Origin of the sequence: Vibrio sp. VP6 (assembly GCF_028823755.1) — a bacterium.
Taxonomy (GTDB): domain Bacteria; phylum Pseudomonadota; class Gammaproteobacteria; order Enterobacterales; family Vibrionaceae; genus Vibrio; species Vibrio parahaemolyticus.
This window is the reverse complement of sequence record NZ_JAPEID010000005.1, coordinates 152,414-169,587: the sequence shown is the minus strand read 5'-3', so window position 1 is coordinate 169,587 and position 17,174 is coordinate 152,414. Positions and strand designations below refer to the sequence as shown.

The 17,174-nt window shown below is 46.9% G+C and carries 17 protein-coding genes and 1 pseudogene; 6 read left to right on the top strand and 12 right to left on the bottom strand.

Translation table 11 applies throughout. From position 1 onward, the window contains the following. Positions 1-6: 6 nt before the first annotated feature. The 9 genes from traV to OU793_RS05460 all read right to left on the bottom strand — a co-directional run bounded on the left by traV (position 7) and on the right by OU793_RS05460 (position 5,840). Positions 7-393, bottom strand: coding sequence for a type IV conjugative transfer system lipoprotein TraV (gene traV, locus OU793_RS05500; protein WP_108653711.1), 387 nt, complete (start codon positions 391-393; stop codon positions 7-9). A 12-nt stretch (positions 394-405) separates the two neighbouring features. After that, positions 406-1,887 carry a TrbI/VirB10 family protein gene (locus OU793_RS05495; RefSeq protein WP_108653712.1) on the bottom strand — a complete coding sequence of 494 codons (1,482 nt, stop codon included), beginning with the start codon at positions 1,885-1,887 and terminating at the stop codon, positions 406-408. Beyond that, positions 1,877-2,620, bottom strand: a complete 744-nt coding sequence (traK, locus tag OU793_RS05490; RefSeq protein WP_108653713.1) for a type-F conjugative transfer system secretin TraK — start codon at positions 2,618-2,620, stop codon at positions 1,877-1,879. The genes OU793_RS05495 and traK overlap by 11 nt, the downstream gene beginning before the upstream one ends. Continuing rightward, positions 2,617-3,186, bottom strand: a complete 570-nt coding sequence (traE, locus tag OU793_RS05485) for a type IV conjugative transfer system protein TraE (RefSeq protein ID WP_108653714.1) — start codon at positions 3,184-3,186, stop codon at positions 2,617-2,619. The genes traK and traE overlap by 4 nt, the downstream gene beginning before the upstream one ends. A gap of 12 nt (positions 3,187-3,198) precedes the next feature. Continuing rightward, the gene (traL, locus tag OU793_RS05480; protein ID WP_029864005.1) at positions 3,199-3,501 is read right to left on the bottom strand and encodes a type IV conjugative transfer system protein TraL; all 303 of its coding nucleotides are present in this window, start codon (positions 3,499-3,501) and stop codon (positions 3,199-3,201) included. A gap of 16 nt (positions 3,502-3,517) precedes the next feature. Next, on the bottom strand, positions 3,518-3,811 hold the full coding sequence (gene traA, locus OU793_RS05475; protein WP_274647733.1) for a type IV conjugative transfer system pilin TraA: 294 nt from the start codon (positions 3,809-3,811) through the stop codon (positions 3,518-3,520). A gap of 87 nt (positions 3,812-3,898) precedes the next feature. After that, positions 3,899-4,276 (bottom strand): hypothetical protein, encoded by a 378-nt coding sequence (locus OU793_RS05470; protein ID WP_029864007.1) that lies wholly within the window; start codon positions 4,274-4,276, stop codon positions 3,899-3,901. Positions 4,277-5,142: 866 nt separating this feature from the next. Then, positions 5,143-5,667: a hypothetical protein gene (locus OU793_RS05465; protein WP_198421120.1), complete on the bottom strand. Its 525-nt coding sequence runs from the start codon at positions 5,665-5,667 to the stop codon at positions 5,143-5,145. Then, positions 5,661-5,840, bottom strand: a complete 180-nt coding sequence (locus tag OU793_RS05460) for a hypothetical protein (protein ID WP_029864008.1) — start codon at positions 5,838-5,840, stop codon at positions 5,661-5,663. The genes OU793_RS05465 and OU793_RS05460 overlap by 7 nt, the downstream gene beginning before the upstream one ends. Positions 5,841-6,292: 452 nt before the next feature. On the opposite strand from OU793_RS05460, the pseudogene OU793_RS05455 reads away from it, so the two are divergent. Beyond that, a pseudogene (locus OU793_RS05455) lies at positions 6,293-6,547 on the top strand (IMP dehydrogenase); the annotation flags it as partial. 51 nt (positions 6,548-6,598) lie between these two features. Here the strand turns inward: OU793_RS05455 and OU793_RS05450 are convergent. From OU793_RS05450 to OU793_RS05440, 3 genes are read right to left on the bottom strand one after another with little or no spacing between them, the layout of a single operon-like run. Beyond that, on the bottom strand, positions 6,599-8,632 hold the full coding sequence (locus OU793_RS05450) for an acetoacetate--CoA ligase (RefSeq protein WP_140102990.1): 2,034 nt from the start codon (positions 8,630-8,632) through the stop codon (positions 6,599-6,601). 57 nt (positions 8,633-8,689) lie between these two features. Next, positions 8,690-9,616 (bottom strand): electron transfer flavoprotein subunit alpha/FixB family protein, encoded by a 927-nt coding sequence (locus tag OU793_RS05445; RefSeq protein WP_140102989.1) that lies wholly within the window; start codon positions 9,614-9,616, stop codon positions 8,690-8,692. Continuing rightward, positions 9,613-10,365, bottom strand: coding sequence for an electron transfer flavoprotein subunit beta/FixA family protein (locus tag OU793_RS05440; protein WP_140102988.1), 753 nt, complete (start codon positions 10,363-10,365; stop codon positions 9,613-9,615). Before OU793_RS05440 ends, OU793_RS05445 begins: the two co-directional genes overlap by 4 nt. Before the next feature lie 158 nt (positions 10,366-10,523). On the opposite strand from OU793_RS05440, the gene OU793_RS05435 reads away from it, so the two are divergent. From OU793_RS05435 to OU793_RS05415, 5 genes are all read left to right on the top strand, one after another. Next, a complete protein-coding gene (locus tag OU793_RS05435; protein ID WP_140102987.1) occupies positions 10,524-12,161 on the top strand; it encodes an electron transfer flavoprotein-ubiquinone oxidoreductase in 1,638 nt (545 codons plus the stop codon). A gap of 242 nt (positions 12,162-12,403) precedes the next feature. Next, on the top strand, positions 12,404-13,204 hold the full coding sequence (locus OU793_RS05430; RefSeq protein WP_005463591.1) for an ABC transporter ATP-binding protein: 801 nt from the start codon (positions 12,404-12,406) through the stop codon (positions 13,202-13,204). Further along, positions 13,204-15,156, top strand: coding sequence for a long-chain fatty acid--CoA ligase (locus OU793_RS05425; protein ID WP_017447397.1), 1,953 nt, complete (start codon positions 13,204-13,206; stop codon positions 15,154-15,156). Before OU793_RS05430 ends, OU793_RS05425 begins: the two co-directional genes overlap by 1 nt. Continuing rightward, the gene (locus OU793_RS05420; RefSeq protein WP_005463595.1) at positions 15,156-16,049 is read left to right on the top strand and encodes a branched-chain amino acid ABC transporter permease; all 894 of its coding nucleotides are present in this window, start codon (positions 15,156-15,158) and stop codon (positions 16,047-16,049) included. The genes OU793_RS05425 and OU793_RS05420 overlap by 1 nt, the downstream gene beginning before the upstream one ends. Before the next feature lie 11 nt (positions 16,050-16,060). After that, positions 16,061-17,128: a branched-chain amino acid ABC transporter permease gene (locus OU793_RS05415; RefSeq protein ID WP_029850350.1), complete on the top strand. Its 1,068-nt coding sequence runs from the start codon at positions 16,061-16,063 to the stop codon at positions 17,126-17,128. Positions 17,129-17,174: the final 46 nt, after the last annotated feature.

Sequence of the window (17,174 nt, the reverse complement as noted above, 5' to 3'; positions counted from 1 at the left end):
ACATAGTCAGTCCTTCCAAATGGTGCGTACTGGGCGACCTGTCCAACGGCTGTCATCGAGGATGATGTAGATATCGGTGGTATCTACGTAATGACCGCTTTTATCAATAAAAGGGAAGACGGTGACCTTTTTCACTACATCGTCGGTGCGGGTCGGCTCACCTTGTCGTGTACGTCTCGGTAAGGTCATAAAGTCTGTGGGTACGCGGTGAGCTTGCTCAACCGACGTTTGGTTTCCTGAAGCGGCGTAGAGAGCGATATTTCGCCGGACGTCGTCCATGCTGGTACAACCTGGTACGCCGCCAACTTTTGTGCAGCTATAATCTTCGCCAAGACCTGCCGCGCAACCCGTTAAGAGCAGCGCAGCAAAGAATATTGATGACAGTTTTAACATATTCCTATTCCTTTATTTGCGGCCAAATGGCGTTGGGGGAACGTCAATACCTTGTGTAGACAATTCGTTCGCCAATGGATTAAGAGGAGTATTGGTGATCACATCGAGGATTTGATTCGATTGACTCGACATGCTTTGCTCCGCGAGTTGCTGGCGTTCATACTCTTCAGCCATGAGTGGGTCGAGTGGGAATCCTTCTAAGAAGACAATATTGACAACGGCGCCTGGGTTGATTTCCACGATGGGGTGGTAGAGCTCAGCAAGGCCGATGTAGTAATCGGAGAGTTTTTCTCCCACACTTGAGGTGGCATTGCCCAGCAAGTTCAACGCTGCATCTTGGCTGTTGATGCTTGAGGTTGTGCCTAGTGCTGAGGTGGAAGTGGTTTGTGAGAGCGCTTGACCAGTCTCACCGATGCCAGTCAAAATGCCGGCAATCCCTGCCATTTGAACAATTTCGCCATTTTTTAAGATGGTGGTGCCACGTATGCCGTTGCGTCCAAAGTTAAACGCCGTTCCTTTGATGGCGACGTCTAAGATACGCCCTTCGTCTTGGATACAGCTTAAGCGGTTAGTGCGGAGAATGCCGCGGCTTGACGATATCTCACCGTAGGATGAACCTGTAATGGTGCAGTTGTTGAGCTTGGACTTTTCACCATTGGGCAAGATACCCTCATGAATGGTTTGGAATACGACTGGTGTCGTGTCTCCTTGGCCAAGAACGCCAGCGTTGGTGTCCGCGCCTCCGGTCACTACGGCAGTCACAAAGGTTCCGGTCGGTACGTAGTTCTCAGTGGTGCGGTGATACGTCTTTTCGTCGCTTTCCCAAAAGAAATCAAAGCTATCAAACTCATTGCGATTGAAAGGGATTTGCTCTGAGGGCTGATATTGCATCTGCGCGATGTCAGGGTTGTCGTTGCTTGATGCGATGGGTCTAGGCGGAAGCTTGCGCTGCCCAAACGTTTCTGAGCCGTTAATTGCTCCTTGAGTATGAATGGTACTGTACGGCTCGGTATTGACGAGCTCCGAAGTGCTTTGTTCAAGTTCATCAATACGGGCTTGAAGCTGCGCTTCTTTACTTCGAAACTCTTCACGTACTTGCTCTTCGACTAAGCGAGCGGTCTTCTCTTTTGCTTGCTCGATTTTACGTTGTGTTTCCTCTTTATGAGTGCGCATCGATTTGCTTAACTCTGCGATTTGCTTTTCTAAGCCAGAGAGCGTGTTTTGCTGTAATGTGAGCGCCGATTGGTTGTCTTTTTCGACAAAATCTTGCTCAATAATGACCCCAAACTCGACAGGCTCTTGATGGTTTTCTTCTTGTGAAGGCGCAGGCGGTCTGGTGTATTTATAGAGTCCTAGCGCGGCAAGGAGCAGGGCAGAGACGGCGATAATGGTGACGGTGTTGTTCCGCGATGCGGTGCGCTGATTAATCTCGCCACCTTGCTCAAAGTCGCCCTCCTTGTCACTAAACAGGCGTTTTCTCCAGTTATCGAGCATGATTCACTCCTCCTCCTGTCACCACATACAGGTGTGTGGTTTGATTTGGGCTGAGCTCAAATGTATCCAGCGCCGCGCTTCGAGCGGCATAACTGTAGAATTGTGCGGTTGTGAGCGTGACGGTGTCACTGGATTTGTTCTTCACCTCGTAAATGATGCCCGAATAATCCCTGCCAACGAACACGGTTTGCGGAGTGACGGGCAGTAAGGAGTCCTTCTTCGGTAAAGTGTTCGGGTCTACCGGATGAAGGCTAAATCCTGAAATCGGTGTGCCATTTTTTTTCCATGTCATCATGGCTTTGGTGAAGTTAGCGATGGCCGAAGGATAATCAAAGCCGCGCTCAAACACGGAAGGTTGGGACAGGTGGCGGTCGGTTGGGGTAAACGCAGTGACGATGCCTGGCGTGGCTTTTGGGGTAATGAACAGCGCGAAAAGACGCCCTTTTTGAGTGAGAACGTGGGCGGTAAAAGGGAGCGCGACATTGAGCTTTAAGGACACCGAGCCCGTTTTGTCCTTTTGGATACCGTTAGTGGTACAAAAACCGTGAGGGCAGGTGATGTTAAGGATTTTATCGTCTTCGACCACAAGACGATTAATGTTCACAGACGACAAACTCACGGGGATGGTGTCGCCGTCAGCAAAGGGGAACGTGGCTTTTTGGACATTACTTGCTAACGCGAAAGGGCTCAGAGTGGCGATAAGCATGCTCATCAACCATGATAAGGGTTTCATTCTTTTGCTCCTTGTTTCTTGATGCCAATAAGCTCAATCACGCCATTGCTGTAATCCATTTGAACGGTGTAGGTCACAAGCTCTGGTGGCAGTGTGCGGTCGCCGACGGTTTTCGTAAGGTGACCTGTCTGTTTGAACTGCTTATTTTCAATCGAAATTTCGGTTCGCCCGGGCAGGGCATCAAAGCGACTGGTCGTGTTGTACTTTTTAAGGTGCTCGGCATCCTGGATTAACACCGGTTGAATGGCCGACCAGTTTTTTGCTGGTACGTACTCAAGCAAGAGCCCGTATTGCCTGGTGACATTCGCAGGCGTCACGTTGAGCTTGAGCTTTAAAAAGAATTCCCCCATAAGCTGAAGGTAAGGCGCATCAATGGCCGTATCTGAAATCGTAAACGCTTGCGAAATCGTAGGGGGAACGAGAGTTCGACTCTTTTCTGATGACGTTTTCGCCAAGCTAAGACCTAAGGCCACATTCACGAGCATCGATGCTGCAAACCCAAAGACGAGAAGAAAGTTCAGTAACTTACTCAATGCAAGTAAGTTACCTTGGTGTTGGTTATCCATAGATTGTCCCTCTTATGAGAGCCAGTAACGCTTTTGCGCCGCGGGTGTGTGTTTGAAGACGCTGTGATTGAGTGATGTGTTCCCCCACCAGTAAAGGGTTAATGCGATAATGTTTTCACCGTACTGAACTTTGATGTAGCGAAGTCCCATAAACCAGATAGCCGCAAGGATAAGGCCTATCAAGTACTTACCGGCTAAGAAGAAGAGCACAAAGAGAAGAAACCCTGGCAAGACTTCGTCTCGGGGCAAGCCTGATATGCGCTTGCCTTTACTCAGGTGTTTTGGGATAGCAAAAAAGAGCTGTTGGTTATCCATACATCACCGCCCGTTTTTAAGCTAGGCCAACCAGTGGCTTAATGACTTCCCAGAAAATCATACCGCCAAAACCGCCGATCGCACCAAACCAACTGCGAGTGGCAAAGCCTGTTACTGCTGCGCTAAGCGCACCTGCGGTTAGCATGGCCATTTCCGCAGCAGAATCCTCGCCCGCGGTTGATTTGATGGTGGCTTTACCAGCTGCAAACAAGTCAGTGGCGAAGGATGGGGTAGCGAAGCAGAGCAGTAAGAAGGTGGTGAGCAATAGAAAAAGAACGTGATTGGTGTGTTTTCGATTGATAAGTGGCATAAGTTGCTTCCTTATTTGAGTTGAAATATAAAAAGACTCAACGCTGGATGACGTAGAGCCGTTTTGGGGAGTTAAAAAGTGATGAGATTAAGCGGCTAAATGATCGCGTATCCACTTAAGACCTCGGTTGCGACTGATGTGCAGTTTCCAATTCGAAGTACTTAAGGGCTGTCTCTTTTTTAGCTTTTTACAATAGGTTTTGCGCTGCTTGGCATCCATCACCGCTGTATTGACGAGATGGGGTTTATAAGGCTTGTGGGTGTATGTTTGTTCTTTTACAAGAACGCAGTGGGGTAGAACGACTGGAAAATGAATGGGATCAGGGCTTTCAACAAGCGCGGCAAAGGTTAATCGATTATCAATGCGTCCAATAGGTTTGGCCGCAATGAAAGTGCCTTGTTGGTCAAGCGACTTGCCAATCAGTTCCATGGGTTCGCCTTTGTAATATCCGTAGACGATGATCATAGGCACTCCTTGTAATAGGACATTGTTGTGTAGACTGCAAAATCCACACAACAATGGAGCCCCTTCCAGAGCTCGTGCTACAAACTGGCTTGTGAGTTTGTGTAGTCAAACTCAACCTTTAAGATTTAAGTTAAAGGCTAAGGTGATACTCCCAATTAGCTCCCTCAAACCGAGTGATGATGCTTGCATACATACTCAGAATGTTGGCATTGGTCTGCGCCTCACCTAACAGGCGCCTGAATTTGGTTAGGTTATTTAAGCTGTCCTGCGCCCATCTGTGGCGCTTTCAGCAGTAAGAGCAGCCGACTCTTTTAGTTATGTATTGGATTCAAAAGTAAACGAGAATGACTCTTTGTTTTCAATCATTCCAATATCAATGCAACCACTATGCGTGACAAATGAAAGTACAAGCAATGTACGAATATACCGAAATCGCACAATGGTATCTGTTTGGCAAGTCCGAGGATAAAACTCGAGGTTCGGTGGCACTACACAAGAGATCATCAAGCGACGGAAAGTTCAAAGCTATCTCACCTGCTAATCTGGCCGCTTAGCAAGCCCCAAAACTGAATGCCACATCAAGTTCGATAAACCAGTCACCGTTGATAAAGCTAAGAGTGAAAAGGGACAGAGTTGAATTTGGATGTGGGTGATATGGGGTGGAGTTACTGATATAAAGAAGCCACCTGAATTTAGGTGGCTTAGAGGCAGTGTCGAATTTAATCTCACTCGAAGGAGGGTAGTCGTTCGGGGACTGTGTCATATGTATAGTTAGAACCAATCTTCTTCGTTATATAGCATCATATGGTTACCTCAATAATTAGTTGCTAAGACAACACAATGATTCTTCGTCTATTATAACGGCTTTAGTCTGTTATGTAGGTATACATAGTAACTAAGGGCTCTTCATCACTCTGAATCAATACATCAAAACCGTTATCTCGATATATATCAATAAGCTTATTCACTTTACCACATTCAAGTATGATCGCTCTCCCACCAACTAATGCTTGAGCTGCTTCTATAATGGCATAAACCTCTTCTAAAATGTTGGGTAGAGATATCGGATTTTGGGGAATAGCAAAGTTTTTACCTATTTGCCCAATGAGATAAGCCCTAACTCTCTCCGAGTGTTTGTTAATGCCATCTAGTTTTTTTACTTGATTCTTAGACAGTTCAGCTTGTGTCAGAGAGACTTCTTTAAAGGATATCGAAAAATAGGCGAGAATATCAGTGCTTTCACTATCGAGTATTAGATAAGTGCGAGAATTGTCGCTTTGCTCGAATCGTATGGATTTAGTTTTTAGAAAGATTTCTAGATCTGGATTTTTGGGGCAAGAAAAATCAGAGAAAAGCCGTTGGCAACCTTCTGTACCAACAGCTTCTAACAAGTCGCTGAGTTTGATAACTTCCGTACTAATCGTTGAATACCTTTTTCTTTATCAGACTCATAGTCGCGTTTCTTTACACTGACCTTTCGTGGGTTTTTCGCTGCGTTTTTAAACTTTGCGATAGCCACTTCATCAGTCACAACGAAATTCTTATCAAATGAAGTAGTAGCCATAGCTAGAACCTCCCTTATAAACCTTGTACTCACTTGGAGCTATGAATTACGTAGTAGCCAAGTAGCTGCTACATACTGATCATGCCTACTTTATAGCCGCATGTCAATTTACTAGTATTACTTTGGTTAGTCGCGTGACACCTCACGTTTAGTATAGCGGATATTACCAGCAATGTTAGTAGTCAGTCTGTTGAACAGACTAATGTATAGTCAGGGTAGTAGGTGCAGTACATGTTTTATTTGCGCAACTTACTAGTAGCGTTGTCCTTTTGGACATTATACCTCTGCGACTCACATAATTGCTCGTATGGTTATATAGTGGCGACAAAAGTGGCGACACTCATTGAAAAACTACGTCAAATAGGGGGCTGAATCGCCAGTTTTAACTGTTTTTATACACATGTAAGTGCTTGTAAGTTTTTGAAATATATGACTAATGTGGTTTTATTTCGAAATTCTACGGCATGTCTTCTCAGTCGGCGATGGACAAGCACTCTGGTGGTGTGGCTAAGTACCGTGCCGCTGAAGGTAAAACCGTACTACTGCCATTCCGTGGCAGTGTTCATGGTACGATCTCAGATATCCTTGGTGGTGTGCGTTCAACCTGTACCTACGTAGGCGCAGCGAAGCTTAAAGAACTAACGAAGCGTACGACTTTCATCCGCGTACAAGAGCAAGAGAACAACGTATTCGGTAAAGAGAAGTAATTTAAACTTCGAATAAATTGAAATAGTAAGAGCCGCAATAGCGGCTCTTTTTTATAGCGCATTGGTCAGTGCGGGCTGTGTTTCAACGGCAATTGCCGCTATCTCTTCCAAAACCTCTGGATTCGCAATTGCGCCGATATTTTTAACTGTCTGACCATTCACGACTTGCTTTACTGCCAGTTCAACCGTTTTGCCGGAACGCGTTCGTGGAATATCACTGAGTGCGAAGATCTTGCGCGGGACATGTCGCGGTGAGCAGTTCGCTTTCAACGTTTGGTGGATCAAGTCAGTCAGTTGTGGCTTTAACTCAACACTTTGGCTTAATTTGACGAATAACCAGATCTCTTCAGATTGCTGGCTCAACTTACCGACGGCAATCGAATCTTCGATACCCGATAGCGCGTTCACTTGTTGATAGATTTCTGCTGTGCCAATACGTACTCCGCCGGGATTGAGCGTTGCGTCACTTCGGCCGTAGAAGATAAAGCCGCCGTTTGCGGTTTGCATGACGTCATCACCGTGGTGCCAAGTATCCGCAAATTTGCTCCAGTAAGCATCGTGATAACGTTCGCCATTGTCATGCCAAAAGCCGATAGGAAAGTTTGGCAGCGAGTTGTTACATGTCAGTTCTCCGCGTTGTGAAACTACTTCGTTCCCTGCGTCATCAAGCACTTTTACATTGTTGCCGAGCCCCGCGCCTTGGCATTCCCCTTTGTAGACGGGAGAAATCGGGTTACCGAGAACAAAGCAGCCACAAATGTCTGTTCCGCCAGCGATGGAGGCTAAGTGTAAATCCTGTTTGATATGTTGATAAACGTAACTGAACTGCTCTGGATAGAGCACGGAACCTGTAGAGCATAAGGTCTTCAGCGAATCCAAATTATGCTCTGACCGAGGCGAATAATTGGCTTGCTCAAGCGCTTCGAGATACTTTGCAGAGGTGCCAAACAGTGACACCGACTGTTCTTCCGCCAAGCGCCAAAGCACAGAATGGTCGGGGTACACGGGGCTACCGTCGTAAATCACCAACGTGGCACCGCTCGCGAGTGCGGAAACATGCCAGTTCCACATCATCCAACCACAAGTGGTGTAGTAGAAAACCTTGTCGAGAGGTTTAACATCGCAGTGCAGCTGATGTTCTTTCAAATGATTGAGTAAGGTTCCACCTACGGAATGGACAATGCACTTAGGCTGCCCTGTGGTTCCTGACGAATATAAAATGAATAACGGGTCATTAAACAGTACTGGTTGGTAGTGAATAGCTTGTGGAGCAATGTGTTCAGACAACTCGTTCCATGTGACGAAGTCGGAGTCGGATCGTTCGTCTCTTGGTTTTAATTCGCTGCTTGGCGTTAAATAGTCAATTTGGCAAACGCTGATGGTGTTTCCGAGCTTGCTGCTAATCGCTCGGTTTTTTTGCGTCATATCGAAGATCTTGCCGCCAAATTGGTAGCCATTACAACAAAACAATACTTTGGGTGTCACTTGGCCGAACCGCTCCAACACGCTGTTGACGCCAAAGTCTGGAGAGGTCGATGTCCAAATAGCACCGAGGCTGGTGGTCGCGAGCATCGCGATTACGGTCTCAGGAAGGTAGGGCAAGTAGGCCGCCACGACATCTCCTTTGCCGACACCATTTGCAATCAACCATTGTTGGATGATGGACACTTGCTCAATCAACTGTTGACCAGAGAGCTGTTTTTGCTCGCCACTTTCATTGCTGAAAACAATCAATTTTCGCTCTGGCGATTGCTCAGCGTGTACAAGTAAGTTCTGAGCGTAGTTAAGGGTTGTATCGCAGAACCAAACCGTATCTCTGTTGATATTTGGTGAGTTTGAATCGCTCCATTTTGGCTCGCCTAAACTTTTGACTTGTGAACCTAACTTGCCAACGACTTTACAAAATTGCCAAGTGTGTTGCCAAAATGCGTCATTGTGTTCAATAGACCAGCGGTGTAATGACGCATAATCTCTAATCTCATTACTTGCGCTGTTTCGTGCATTAATGCTCTCGATAAATCGAAGCAGGTTACTGTCTCTGACTCGCTCAGCAGATGGTGACCAAATAGGAGTTTGGCTTGGCATAGTTCCCTCTATATTCAATCCATTGTTAACTTACGTTGATCAAAAAGGGGAGTTTATTTATAGTTGCTCAGCGAGCTGAGGCAATATCTCAAACAGATCGCCGACTAACCCATAATCCGCCACTTCGAAGATAGGGGAGTCCGGATCTTTGTTGATAGCGACAATCACTTTTGACTCTTTCATGCCGGCAAGGTGTTGGATGGCACCAGAGATCCCGACGGCAATGTAAAGTTTAGGCGCGACGATTTTGCCTGTTTGACCGACTTGTAAGTCGTTAGCGACAAAACCTGCATCGACAGCAGCGCGAGACGCCCCAATCGCTGCGCCGAGTTTGTCGGCGACTTTTTCGATAAGTTCGAAGTTCTCTTTGCTGCCAACGCCACGACCGCCAGAAATCACGATTTCCGCAGCGGTGAGTTCAGGGCGCTCAGAAACGGTCTTGTCGATAGCAACTAACTCTACAACGAGAGATTGAGCCGAGGTTTGCTGATGTTCAATATCGACTTGGCTGTTGCAAGCAACAGGATCAAAAGCAGATGCGCGCACGGTGACCACACGTAAACTGTCATTTGAAGTCACTTTAGCGAAAGCGTTGCCCGCATAAATTGGGCGTATAAACGTTTTGTCATCCACCACTTGAACGATGTCAGAGATTTGCCCAACACCACATTTAGCGGCGATACGTGGCGCAAGATCTTTGCCTTTGGACGATGAGTTAGCCCAAATGCCGTCAAAGCCGTCGGCAAGTCCGACGACTACTGGCGCGATATTTTCCGCGAATTGGTGCACCAGCGATTCGTCGTCAATGCAAATTACTTTTGCAATACCATTGACGCGGCTGGCTTGCTGAGCGACTTCTTCACATTGATAACCAATCACGAGCAATGTGTTATCTTGGCCCGCTTGACTTGCGGCATTCACGACTTTCAACGTATCGGCGTGCAGTTGGTTGTTGTCATGTTCTGCAATAATTAGATTCTTCATGAAATCACCTTCGCTTCGTTACGTAGCTTATCGAGAAGTTCTGAAACAGACTCCACTTTGATACCTGCTTTTCTTTGCGCTGGTGGGGTAACTTCCGTGATGGTTTGGCTGAACACAACTTCAACGCCCAAGCTCTCTGGTGTGACTGTGTCGAGCGGCTTGCGTTTGGCTTTCATGATGTTTGGCAGGGAAGCGAAGCGAGGCTCGTTTAAACGCAAATCAGTGCTGATCACCGCTGGCAAGTTCATTGCTACCGTCATCAATCCACCATCGACTTCTCGCACCACCTGCACCTTGTGATCTTCAATTTTTACATCCGATGCGAAAGTGGCTTGAGGCCAATCAAGTAAAGCGGCCAGCATCTGCGCGACTTGGTTATTGTCCGTATCGATCGATTGTTTGCCGGTGATCACCAACTGAGCTTGCTCTTGCTCAACAATCGCTTTGAGCAACATAGACACCACGAGCGGTTCAATTTTGTCCGCCGTGTCGATATGAATCGCGCGATCTGCTCCTAGTGCTAGGGCCGTGCGCAATTGTTCCTGACATTGTATGCCGCCAGCACTCACAACGATGACTTCTTCTGCAATCCCTTGCTCTTTTAGTCGAACCGCTTCTTCAACGGCGATTTCGCAAAACGGGTTGATAGTCATCTTGACGTTATTGGTTTCAACATCGCTGTTGTCCGGTTTAACACGGACCTTAATGTAGGGATCAATGACCCTTTTAATTGGCACTAGTATTTTCACGTTAGATTCCTTTTTACAGTGAAGACTATCTGTTGACACTGAAGACGATGTGTTGACGTCTTTAAAATGATGTTAATTTACCTTTACGTTTGCGTCAACTTTAAATATATTGTTGATTAACAAGTTGGCAACATGAAAAAGAAGAAGGGAATACAACCATGGAAAGAGACTGCATGGAGTTTGATGTTCTGATTGTGGGTGCGGGCCCGGCAGGCTTGTCTGCTGCTTGCCGTATCAAACAGTTGGCAATGGAAAAAGACCAAGAAATCTCAGTTTGTGTTGTAGAGAAAGGTTCGGAAGTGGGGGCGCACATTCTCTCTGGCGCGGTGTTTGAAACGCGCAGTTTGGATGAGTTGTTTCCGGATTGGAAAGAAAAGAACGCGCCACTCAATACCAAAGTCAATCAAGATAAAACCTACTATTTAAGTAACGAACTTAATGGTCATGAACTGCCAACGTGGGCAGTGCCGAATACGCTGCATAACGATGGTAATTACATCATCAGTTTAGGTAATTTGTGCCGTTGGATGGCATCGCAAGCAGAAAACCTAGGCGTAGAAATCTACCCTGGCTTTAGTGCTAACCGAGCCATTATTGATGAACAAAACCGTGTTTGTGGCGTGATCACAGGAGATATGGGGCTCGACAAAAACGGCGAGCAAAAAGCCAATTTCGAGCCGGGTATCGAACTTCGCGCTAAGTTTACGCTGTTTGCCGAAGGTGCCAGAGGTCATATTGGTAAGCAATTGATTAACAAATTTAATCTCGCTGAAGATAAAACGCCACAGCACTATGCGATTGGCTTTAAAGAGCTGTGGGAAATACCTGCAGAGCAACATCAGCAAGGATTGGTTGTTCATGGATTAGGTTGGCCGTTGGCAAACGAAGCAATTGGTGGCAGTTATCTTTATCATCTTGAGGGCAACCAAGTCGCAGTTGGCCTGATTGTTGACCTTAATTACGAAAATCCCCACCTGAGTCCGTTTGACGAATTTCAACGTTTTAAACATCACCCGATGATTGAGCAGTATCTTCAAAACGGTAAGCGCATCAGCTATGGGGCTAGGGCGATTGCCAAAGGCGGCTTTCATTCCCTTCCGACCCAACAATTTGCGGGTGGACTATTGATTGGCTGTGATGCTGGCACGCTCAATAGCGCGAAAATCAAAGGCACGCATACCGCGATGAAGTCGGGGATACTCGCCGCTGAAGCCGTTTTTGAAGCGGTTTCAAATCAATCGGTTATTGCCGACTACCAAAGCCATTTCAAACAGTCCTGGCTATATGAAGAGCTTTATCAAGCACGCAATTTCTCTAGCGGAATACACCGTTTTGGCTCTTGGTTAGGTGGTGGTTTAGCGATGTTGGAACACAACGTGTTAAAAGGCAAAGCAAAGTGGAATGTACGTTGTGAACATCCCGATCATCAGTCTTTGATTCTGGCGGAAAACAGCAATGAGATCCTCTATCCGAAGCCTGATGGCGTGTTGAGTTTCGACCGTCTTTCTTCCGTCTATTTATCCAATATTTTCCATGAAGAAGACCAACCGTGTCATTTGCAGCTTGCCAGCCAGCGCATTCCTATCGAACAGAACTTGGCGCTCTATGCCGAGCCCGCTCAACGCTACTGCCCTGCTGGGGTGTATGAAATTGTAGAAGGTGCAGAGCAAGCCGAATTACAGATTAATGCGGCGAACTGTATTCACTGTAAAACCTGCGATATCAAAGACCCAAGTCAAAACATCACCTGGATGCCTCCTGAAGGTGGTGGTGGTCCCAACTACCCAAATATGTAGTGGTCTGAGAATAGTTTTTATTAACAACTTATTTACTTAAAGTTTGCGTCAGTTCAAATCTTTATCGGTGAACTCGATTGCAACTTAATCTTCAAGGCACTATTCTGATTTTAAATTGACGTTTACGTAAACTGAATGAAAAGTTGATGCATAGGTGTAGAAGCGGTTACCAGTATCAAAGTGAAGTTTGATATCGAAATAGTGCTCAAGGAAACGCACTCAAAATGAAAGGGAGATCAACTATGGTATCGGAAACACCTCTTTTGCAGGTAAACGATATTTCATTGGCCTTTGGTGGGGTGAAAGCGTTAACCGACGTGAGCTTCCATGTGAACGAGAAGGAAATCTTTTCAATCATTGGTCCCAATGGTGCTGGTAAAACCTCGATGCTCAACTGCATCTCTGGCCGATACACTCCGAACAAAGGTTCGGTCATCTTTGCTGGAAACGACGTAACCAAACGTACACCGAGTCAACGCGCTGAGTTAGGTCTGGGCAGAACCTTCCAAAACTTAGCCCTCTTTTCACACATGTCTGTGCTCGACAACATCATGGTTGGCCGACACCACCTGTTGAAAAACAACTTCGTGACAGGCCCGCTTTACTGGTTCTCTAACGCGCAAAAAGAAGAGATGGCGCACCGCAAATACGTGGAAGATGTCATCGATTTTCTTGAAATTCAACACATCCGCAAAGCCACCGCTGGCACGCTTTCTTACGGTTTACGTAAACGTGTCGAGCTTGCGCGCGCAATAGCGTTAAGACCAAAACTTCTTTTACTCGATGAGCCGATGGCCGGTATGAACCTTGAAGAAAAGGAAGATATGGCACGTTACATCATGGATCTGAATGAAGAACTCGACATCACCATCATCATGATCGAACACGACATGGGCGTGGTGATGGATATCTCCAATCGCGTGTTGGTTTTGGATTTTGGTAAACACATTGCCATGGGCGAACCGGAAGAAGTGATGGCGAACCCACACGTGAAACAGGCTTATTTGGGTGAAGAACTACCGACATTAGAGGAGAGTGCATAATGGCACAGCAACATAATGATTGGGCAGATATAACCAGCTTAGATACCTTTCCAAAAGTGTTGCAGCACAATGCCAAGCACTGGCCAGAGCAAGTGGCAATGCGTGAGAAAGAGTTCGGTATTTGGCGAGAGTTTACTTGGCAGGATTACGAAAACCGAGTCAAGTGGATGGCATTATCGCTACAAGATTTAGGCATCGGCGAGCAAGATGTGATTGGCCTGTTGGGGGATAACCGACCTGAATGGGTGTGGGGTGAACTGGCTGCGCACGCGATCAAAGGCTATTCACTGGGTATCTATCAAGATTCCATGCATGAGGAAGTGGCGTACTTAATCAATTACGCGAAAGCGAAAGTTGTGATTGCCGAAGATGAAGAGCAATGCGACAAACTTCTTGAGCTTGGGGATGAAATTCCAAGTGTGGAATACATTATTTACTGCGATCCACGCGGGATGCGCAAATACGATGATCCGCGACTGATCGATGTTGAGCAGGTTTACAAAAAAGGTCAGCTGATCGATAAAGCTAACCCAGATAAGTATCTCAATATGGTTGCCGCAACCAAAGGCAGTGATCTCTCGATTCTTTGTACCACTTCGGGTACGACGTCCAAACCGAAATTGGCGCAACTTCACAGCGGTACGTTCTTGGATCACTGTGCGGCTTACTTGCGTGCGGACCCACGTTCTCCAGGCGACAATTACGTTTCTGTTCTTCCTCTTCCTTGGATCATGGAGCAGGTGTATGTGGTTGGTCAGGCGTTGATTTCTCGTCAAATCGTCAACTTTGTTGAAGAGCAAGAGACCATGATGTCGGACTTACGCGAGATTGGCCCGAACTTCGTGTTACTGGCACCGCGCGTGTGGGAAAACATTGTGGCAGACGTGTCTGCACGCATGATGGATTCCACACCGTTTAAGCAGAAGATGTACAAACTGGGCATGAGCTTAGCGAACAAAGCGCTGGATCAGGGCAAGCGTTCTAAGCTGGCGGAATGGATTCTTCTACGCGCTCTACGCGACCGTTTAGGTTTCTCGAATCTGTCTTCTGCGGCTACCGGTGGTGCGGCAATGGGGCCAGATACTTTCCGTTACCTACAAGCGATCGGTGTGCCACTTAAGCAGCTTTATGGTCAGACCGAAATGTGTGGCGCGTACACCGTACACCAAGCCGATGACGTGGATTACGATTCAGTCGGCGTTGCGTTTGACAATGCAGACGTGAAAGTCATCAACCCAGACAGCAACGGGGTGGGTGAGATCATCGCGAAAAGTACTGGCATGTTTACCGGCTATCTCAATAACCAAGCGGCGTACGATGAAGATGTGCAAGACGGCTGGATGCACACAGGCGATGCGGGCTACTTTAAAGATTCTGGTCACTTAGTCGTTATCGACCGTTTGAAAGACATGTCGGAAACCAGCCATGGCGACCGTTACTCTCCGCAGTTCATTGAAAACAAACTCAAGTTCTCGCCATTTATCGCAGAAGCGGTGGTGGTGGGTAAAGGCCGACCTTGGCTCTCCGCAATTATCTGTATTCGTTACGCGATCGTCGCGAAGTGGGCAGAGCAAAAGGGCATTGCATTCACCAACTACACCAACCTTTCTTCTCAACCTGAAGTCTATCAAGCGATTCGTGAAGAAGTGCTGAAAGTGAATGAATCGCTGCCAGACGCACAGAAAATCAGCAAATTCATTCTGCTTTATAAAGAGCTGGACGCGGATGACGGCGAGCTAACTCGTACACGTAAAGTGCGTCGTGGTGTGGTTGCCGAGAAATACGGTGACATCATCGAAACCATTTACAGCGCCGCGCCGACTGTGGACGTCGATACGGTGATCACTTATCAGGATGGAACCAAGACACGCATTCAAACGTCGCTGGTGATAGAAACGCTTATTCAACATGAGCTGACACTGGTGGATAGCGAACAACGGAGGATCGCATAGTGAATACGGATTTATTACTGCAACTCGTCATTAATGGCGTGATCGTCGGCATGTTGTATGGCGTGGTCGCCATGTGCTTTGTACTGATTTACAAATCAACTCAGGTGGTGAACTTTGCGCAGGGTGAGTTTCTACTGATCGGCGCATGGGTGTGTTGGGCAGCATTGGTTCATCTACAACTGCCATTTTTCGTCGGCTTCTTACTCACTCTCGCCTTTATGATGGTGTTTGGTATCGCCGTGCAAACCATCGTGCTCAGGCCATTGATTGGTGAGCCGATCATCTCGGTGATTATGGTGACGATTGGGTTGTCGATGTTCTTCCAAGCCCTGATGAAATGGATGTTTGGTGTATCGGCGGTGTCGTACCCACAGGTATTCGAAACTAACGTCGTCAATATTGGTGGTTTGAACGTGGAATTTGCTTACATCCTCAGTTTGATCTTTTCGATGATCATCATGGGCGCGTTCTACTGGTTCTTCAAATTCAGCAAAATGGGTTTGGCGATGCGAGCGACGGCATTTAACCAGCAGGTCGCCCAGAGTCTTGGCATTTCCATCAAGAAAGTGTTCGCCATCAGTTGGGCTATTTCGGCGATGGTATCCGCGACAGCAGGGATTGTTATCGGGATCGTAAATGGCGTATCAGACGCGTTATCTATCATCGGCATCAAAGTGTTCCCAGCGGTTATTTTAGGTGGCTTGGATTCCGTGGTTGGTGCAATCGTCGGTGGTATCACCATCGGGGTGCTGGAGAACTTGGCTGAGTTCTTTGATAGCCAATATCTGCAAGTCGGTAACCTTTACAACATCGCACCGTTCTATGTGCTGTTAATCATTCTTGCCTTCAAGCCATACGGCCTGTTTGGTACCAAAGATATTGAGCGTATTTAAGGAGAAATACTATGGCTCAACTTAGCATGCGCCCATGTGGGGATTTTCGAACCACATACAAAAGTGATACGCCAATTTTTGAAACCAAAACCATCAGAAGCCTTGCGATAGCGGGTGTGATCGCCATGCTGGCCGCGCCTTTGGTACTGGATATTTACTTCCTCAACCTGTTTATTCAGATTGCGTATCTCGGTATTGCGGCCCTTGGTTTGAACATTTTGGTCGGCTTTACCGGACAAATCTCGCTAGGTCACGGTGCGTTCTTTGGGTTTGGCGCGTTTGCATCGGCTTGGCTGAACAACCAGTTCAACATTCCAGTGGTATTTGCCATTCCGCTCGCGGGTTACTTGACCATGATCGTCGGGATGCTCTTTGGCTTGCCAGCCGCGCGAATCAAAGGTTTGTACCTTGCGATTGCAACTTTAGCTGCGCAGTTCATTTTGGAAGACTTCTTTGCTCGCGCGGAGTGGTTCAGTGGTGGTTCATACGGTGCGAGTGCCAGCCCAATCAACCTGTTTGGCTTCGAGTTCTCGACCGATGAAAGCTTCTTCTATGTCGCACTGTTTGCGCTGATCTTTATGTACATGTGGGCTTCGAACCTCATCCGTTCGCGTGATGGGCGTGCGTTTGTCTCTGTACGCGATCATTACCTATCGGCTGAAATCATGGGCATCAACCTGACTAAATATCGTTTGCTCTCTTTTGGTGTGTGTGCGTTTTACGCGGGCATTGGTGGTGCGCTCTATGGTCACTATTTAGGGTTTGTTTCCGCTGAAGGCTTTACCATTTTGATGTCGATTCAGTTCCTAGCGATGATCATCATCGGTGGTCTGGGATCGGTGAAAGGTACATTGATGGGCACGATATTCATCGTATTACTGCCTGAAGTATTAGAGTTTAGCGTGACGGGGTTGGCTGCGTTTAGCGACAACACTTCGTTCATTGATGGACTTGCTTACTTCAAAGAGATGGCGATTGGTCTGGTGATCATGCTGTTCTTAATTTTTGAACCTCAAGGGTTGTCGCATCGCTGGCAACAAATTCGAGCATATTGGAAACACTATCCGTTTTCTTACTAATCGGTACGTCGTGTACTTAAGTGGAATATACCTAAATAACAAGGAC